1 protein-coding gene is annotated in these 996 nt (G+C 51.3%); it reads left to right on the top strand.

The window, feature by feature from the left end; translation table 11 throughout:
* Positions 1–3: 3 nt before the first annotated feature.
* Positions 4–996 (top strand): ABC transporter permease (locus IQR33_RS02165; RefSeq protein ID WP_228013722.1); only part of this gene is annotated, 993 nt, incomplete at its 3' end.

The following is a 996-nucleotide window of genomic DNA, read 5'->3' as shown; positions in this document are numbered from 1 at the left end:
TTCCTGTCACTCGGGGTAGTGGTTGTGCTGGTGGGTTTGATGCCGGATATTGCCGGTATCGACCCAAGCCAATCAATCCTCCGTGCTCGTGCGGGTGCTCAACAATTGCTGACGGCAGAAGCTCTGCAAGCAATTCGAGAAGATCTTCAACTTGACCGCAGCGCTGCTGAGCGATTGTGGGATTGGCTGACGCTTGCCATGCAAGGAGACTTAGGTGTCTCTTGGGTGAGCGGCGCATCCGTGATGGAGAGCGTTCAACAAACCGCAAAAACGTCGCTATTACTGATGCTTACAGCGTTAGTTATGGCATTTGTAATGTGTATGGCGAGCGTCCTTTACACTGTGCGTCGTTGGCAACAGAATCGTTTAGACAAACATCATGACACGCTCAGTTCGGTGTTGGTCTCACTGCCTGAATACGTGATTGCTTCGTTGCTGATCATGGTGTTTTCCATTTGGTTGGGCTGGTTCCCGCCTTATGGTTGGCAAGGCGTGCAAAACCTCTGGCTACCAAGTTTGGCAATGGCATTGCCTGCTGCTGGCTTGTTTGGGCGCTTGCTCAATGACAGCCTCAAGCGTGTACTAGATGAGCCTTGGGTGATCAGTTGGCTATCGGCGAACGTCAGTAAGTTTCAAATATTACGCTTTGCCTTGTGGCGTGCTGTTAGTAACTTGATTCCTCAAATCGCAATGACGGTGATCGGTTTAACCGGCGGCGCGGTTGCTGTGGAGCAAGTGTTTTCCATTCCGGGTATCGGACGACTAATCTTAGGCGCGGCGAAGTCACAAGATCTGCCGATGCTGCAAGGTGGCTTGTTGGTGTTGCTGGTGTTCTCGATGTTGATCAGCAGTGCGAGCATCTTATTGCAACGCTGGTTACTCGGGCACAGTGTCACAAGTGGCAAGCTGATCAGCAGTCACAGTACGTTCCGTTTTACCCAAAACACCACCAAACGCATCGTCAGTGCGACAATCTTTGCGTTGCTGATTGGTTGT

The sequence above is a fragment of the Vibrio sp. OPT46 genome (genome assembly GCF_015163535.1).
In the GTDB taxonomy this organism is placed as follows: domain Bacteria; phylum Pseudomonadota; class Gammaproteobacteria; order Enterobacterales; family Vibrionaceae; genus Vibrio; species Vibrio alginolyticus.
The sequence above is the reverse complement of the archived record's forward strand: the minus strand, read 5'-3'. Positions and strand labels throughout refer to the sequence as shown.